This window comes from Herbaspirillum lusitanum P6-12, assembly GCF_000256565.1.
Taxonomy (GTDB): domain Bacteria; phylum Pseudomonadota; class Gammaproteobacteria; order Burkholderiales; family Burkholderiaceae_D; genus Herbaspirillum; species Herbaspirillum lusitanum.
The window spans coordinates 1-3,544 of the sequence record NZ_AJHH01000565.1 but is presented as its reverse complement, the minus strand read 5'-3'; the positions used below and the strand labels follow the sequence as shown (position 1 = coordinate 3,544).

4 protein-coding genes are annotated in these 3,544 nt (G+C 59.0%); all 4 read right to left on the bottom strand.

Annotated elements, in window-relative coordinates; all coding sequences use genetic code 11:
• Positions 1-15 precede the first annotated feature (15 nt).
• The 4 genes from HLUSI_RS29560 to cyoB all read right to left on the bottom strand — a co-directional run bounded on the left by HLUSI_RS29560 (position 16) and on the right by cyoB (position 3,470).
• A complete protein-coding gene (locus tag HLUSI_RS29560) occupies positions 16-231 on the bottom strand; it encodes an SURF1 family cytochrome oxidase biogenesis protein (protein ID WP_016835409.1) in 216 nt (71 codons plus the stop codon).
• 140 nt (positions 232-371) lie between these two features.
• Positions 372-842 (bottom strand): cytochrome o ubiquinol oxidase subunit IV, encoded by a 471-nt coding sequence (cyoD, locus tag HLUSI_RS0118735; protein WP_016835408.1) that lies wholly within the window; start codon positions 840-842, stop codon positions 372-374.
• A complete protein-coding gene (gene cyoC, locus HLUSI_RS0118730; protein ID WP_016835407.1) occupies positions 839-1,474 on the bottom strand; it encodes a cytochrome o ubiquinol oxidase subunit III in 636 nt (211 codons plus the stop codon). Before cyoC ends, cyoD begins: the two co-directional genes overlap by 4 nt.
• Positions 1,467-3,470: a cytochrome o ubiquinol oxidase subunit I gene (gene cyoB, locus HLUSI_RS0118725; protein ID WP_029363756.1), complete on the bottom strand. Its 2,004-nt coding sequence runs from the start codon at positions 3,468-3,470 to the stop codon at positions 1,467-1,469. Before cyoB ends, cyoC begins: the two co-directional genes overlap by 8 nt.
• Positions 3,471-3,544 lie beyond the last annotated feature (74 nt).

Below are 3,544 nucleotides of genomic sequence, written 5' to 3'. Positions count from 1 at the left end.
AAAAAAAAAAAATTTTTAAAAATTTTTGGCGTACAGGAAGGTGCCGCTCAGGCGCACATGTAAATACTCATGGGAATCGGCCGTCACGTTTGACCAGACATCGGGACCCGGAGGTGCAACCGGTGCAGCATGTACGCGGCGGTCGACGCGCTCGATCAGGTCGAGCTTCCAGAACAGGCGTTTGACCTGCCAGGCGCCGAGCGCGAGGAAACCGAGGAAAACCAGGAGCATGCAGCCGGCAAGGAAACGGCGCAGCCCGGAAGACCGAGGGCGCGGCGCTGCTTCCGCAACGGCGCGCCCTGGAGAGTGGCTGTGAGTCACTGCTGATTACAGCGGGTTCAGATTCAGATTCAGATTCAGATTCAGGCAGATCACTTCATGCCGGGCATGTTGTGCTGCATGTTCTGCATCGAACCGGGCACGGCTTCCTGGATCAGATCCTGGCTCATGCCGGGCATCATGTTGTGATTCAGGTGATACATGACCCACAGCGAACCGGCCAGCATGATGACCACGACCATGATCGTGAAGATCAGCGCGAGGATGGTCCAGCCGCCTTCGGACCTGGAGTTCATGTGCAGGAAGTAGATCATGTGGACCACGATCTGGACCACCGCCAGGCCCAGCAGGACAAAACCTGCCGTGCTGGATTTCTCGATCACGTTGCCCATGACCAGCCAGAACGGGATGGCCGTCAGGATCACCGCCAGCACGAAGCCGATGGTGTAACTCTTGAGGCTGCCGTGGTCGGCGGTATGGTCGTGATGATGTACGTCGAAGCCGTCCTGATGGCCGTATTTCTCGGCGTGTGACGGGTGTTCTTGATGCTGTGGCGCGCTCATGGCAGGACTCCCATCAGGTAAACAAAGGTGAAGACGCCGATCCAGACCACGTCCAAAAAGTGCCAGAACATCGACAGGCACATCAGGCGACGACCGTTTTCAGGCGTCAGGCCGTGCTTGTTGATCTGGAACATCAGGGTGATCAGCCAGACGATGCCGAAGCTGACGTGCAGGCCGTGGGTCGCCACCAGAGCGAAGAACGAGGTCAGGAAACCGCTGCGTTGCGGACCCGCGCCTTCATGGATCAGGTGCACGAACTCGTACAGTTCCAGGTAGATGAAGCCGGCGCCCAGCAAGCCGGTAACGGCCAGCCAGATCAGCGTGGTGCGGACCTTCTGCTTTTGCATTTCCAGCATGGCGAAGCCGTACGTGATCGACGACAGCAGCAGCAAGGAAGTGTTGATCGCTACCAGCGGCAGGTCGAACAGCTCGGCGCCGGTTGGACCGCCGGCATAGTTGCGGCCCAGCACGGCGTAAGTGGCGAACAGGCAGGCGAAGATCAGGCAGTCGCTCATCAGGTACATCCAGAAACCGAGCAAGGTGCCGTTTTCGGGATGATGTTCCCTGACGAAGTAACGCGAACTAGGCGATGCGTCCATGGTTGCGGCGGAATTGTGGGAAATCTCAGACATGGCTATCCAGCAAGCGTGTGCGGTTGGCTTCAGTAAGGACGACGTCGTCGGCCGAAATGTAGTAATCGCGTTTGTAATTGAAGGTGTGCGTGATGATCGCGGCCATCAGGGCGATGAAACCAGCGCCGGCCAGCAACCACATCTGCCAGATCAGGCCAAAGCCGATCACTGCGCTCAAAGCGGCAATGATGAAGCCGGCGCCGGTGTTCTTCGGCATGTGGATAGGCACGAAACCATCTTGCGGACGAGTGTAGCCATTGGCCTTCATGTCAGCCCAGGCGTCGTTGTCGTGCACGCGCGGAGTGAAAGCGAAGTTGTAATCCGGCGGCGGCGACGAAGTCGACCATTCCAGCGTACGGGCGCCCCATGGATCGCCGGTCGTGTCGCGCAGCTTGTCGCGGCGCAGGTAGCTGACCACCAGCTGGATGATGAACGAGCCGATGCCAGCTGCGATCAGCAAGGCGCCGAAGGCGGCGATCTGGAACCAGATCTGCAGCGACGGATCTTCGAAGTGACTCATGCGACGGGTCACGCCCATGAAGCCCAGCACGTACAACGGCGTGAAGGCAACCCAGAAACCGATGCACCAGAACCAGAAGCTGCAACGGCCCCAGAAATCGTCCAGCTTGTAACCGAAAGCCTTCGGGAACCAGAAATTGATGCCCGCGAACATGCCGAACACCACGCCGCCAATGATCACGTTGTGGAAGTGGGCGATCAGGAACAAGCTGTTGTGCAGCACGAAGTCGGCCGGCGGAACCGCCAGCATCACGCCGGTCATGCCGCCGATGACGAAGGTGATCATGAAGCCGATGGTCCACAGCATGGGCACTTCGAAACGGATGCGGCCGCGATACATGGTGAACAGCCAGTTGAAAATCTTCGCGCCGGTCGGGATCGAGATGATCATCGTGGTGATGCCGAAGAACGAATTGACGCTCGCCCCCGAACCCATGGTGAAGAAGTGATGCAGCCAGACCAGGTAGGACAGGATGGTGATCACGACGGTCGCATACACCATGGAGGTGTAGCCGAACAGGCGCTTGCCGCTGAAGGTCGACACGATTTCCGAGAAAATGCCGAAGGCAGGCAGAATCAGGATGTAGACCTCAGGGTGGCCCCAGATCCAGATCAGGTTCACGTACATCATGGCGTTGCCGCCGAGATCGTTGGTGAAGAAATTGGTGCCGAACATGCGGTCCAGCGACAGCATGCCGAGGACGGCGGTCAGGATCGGGAAAGCGGCGACGATCAGCACGTTGGTGCACAGCGCCGTCCAGGTGAAGACCGGCATCTTCATCATGTTCATGCCCGGCGCGCGCATCTTGACGATGGTGGCGATCAGGTTGATCCCTGACAAGAGCGTCCCTACCCCGGCAATCTGCAACGACCATATGTAATAGTCCACCCCCACATCAGGACTGCCGAGGATGCCCGACAAAGGTGGATAGGCCAGCCAGCCGGTACGGGCGAATTCGCCGACGAACAGCGAGGCCATGACCAGGCCGGCGCCGAATGTCGTCATCCAGAAGCTGAAGTTGTTCAGGAACGGGAACGCCACGTCGCGTGCGCCGATCTGCAGCGGCACGACGTAGTTCATCAGGCCCGTGACCAGCGGCATCGCCACGAAGAAGATCATGATCACGCCGTGGGCGGTGAAGACCTGGTCGTAGTGATGCGGCGGCAGGAAGCCGGCCGAATCGCCGAAAGACAAGGCCTGCTGGGCGCGCATCATCAGCGCGTCGGCGAAGCCGCGCAGCAGCATGACGATGCCGAGGATGACATACATGATGCCGATTTTCTTGTGGTCGATGCTGGTGATCCAGTCGCGCCACAACGGGCCCCACAGGCGATATTTGGTGAGCAGGCCCAGTACCACTATGCCGCCCAGCGCCACCATGGCGAAGGTACCGATCAGGATCGGCTCATGGTATGGAATCGCTTCCCAGCTCAGACGGCCGAAGATCAGCTTGGTCATGTCAATATGGTCTAGCATCGTTACTTTCCGCTGAAAAAGAAGGTCGCGGCGCCATGCGAAACTGCATGCATGACGCTCTTGCCGGTTGCGCG

Coding starts and splice junctions, on each gene's coding strand:
- HLUSI_RS29560 (WP_016835409.1), bottom strand. CDS start 231: ATGCTCCTGGTTTTCCTCGGTTTCCTCGCGCTCGGCGCCTGGCAGGTC.
- cyoC (WP_016835407.1), bottom strand. CDS start 1,474: ATGTCTGAGATTTCCCACAATTCCGCCGCAACCATGGACGCATCGCCT.
- cyoD (WP_016835408.1), bottom strand. CDS start 842: ATGAGCGCGCCACAGCATCAAGAACACCCGTCACACGCCGAGAAATAC.
- cyoB (WP_029363756.1), bottom strand. CDS start 3,470: ATGCTAGACCATATTGACATGACCAAGCTGATCTTCGGCCGTCTGAGC.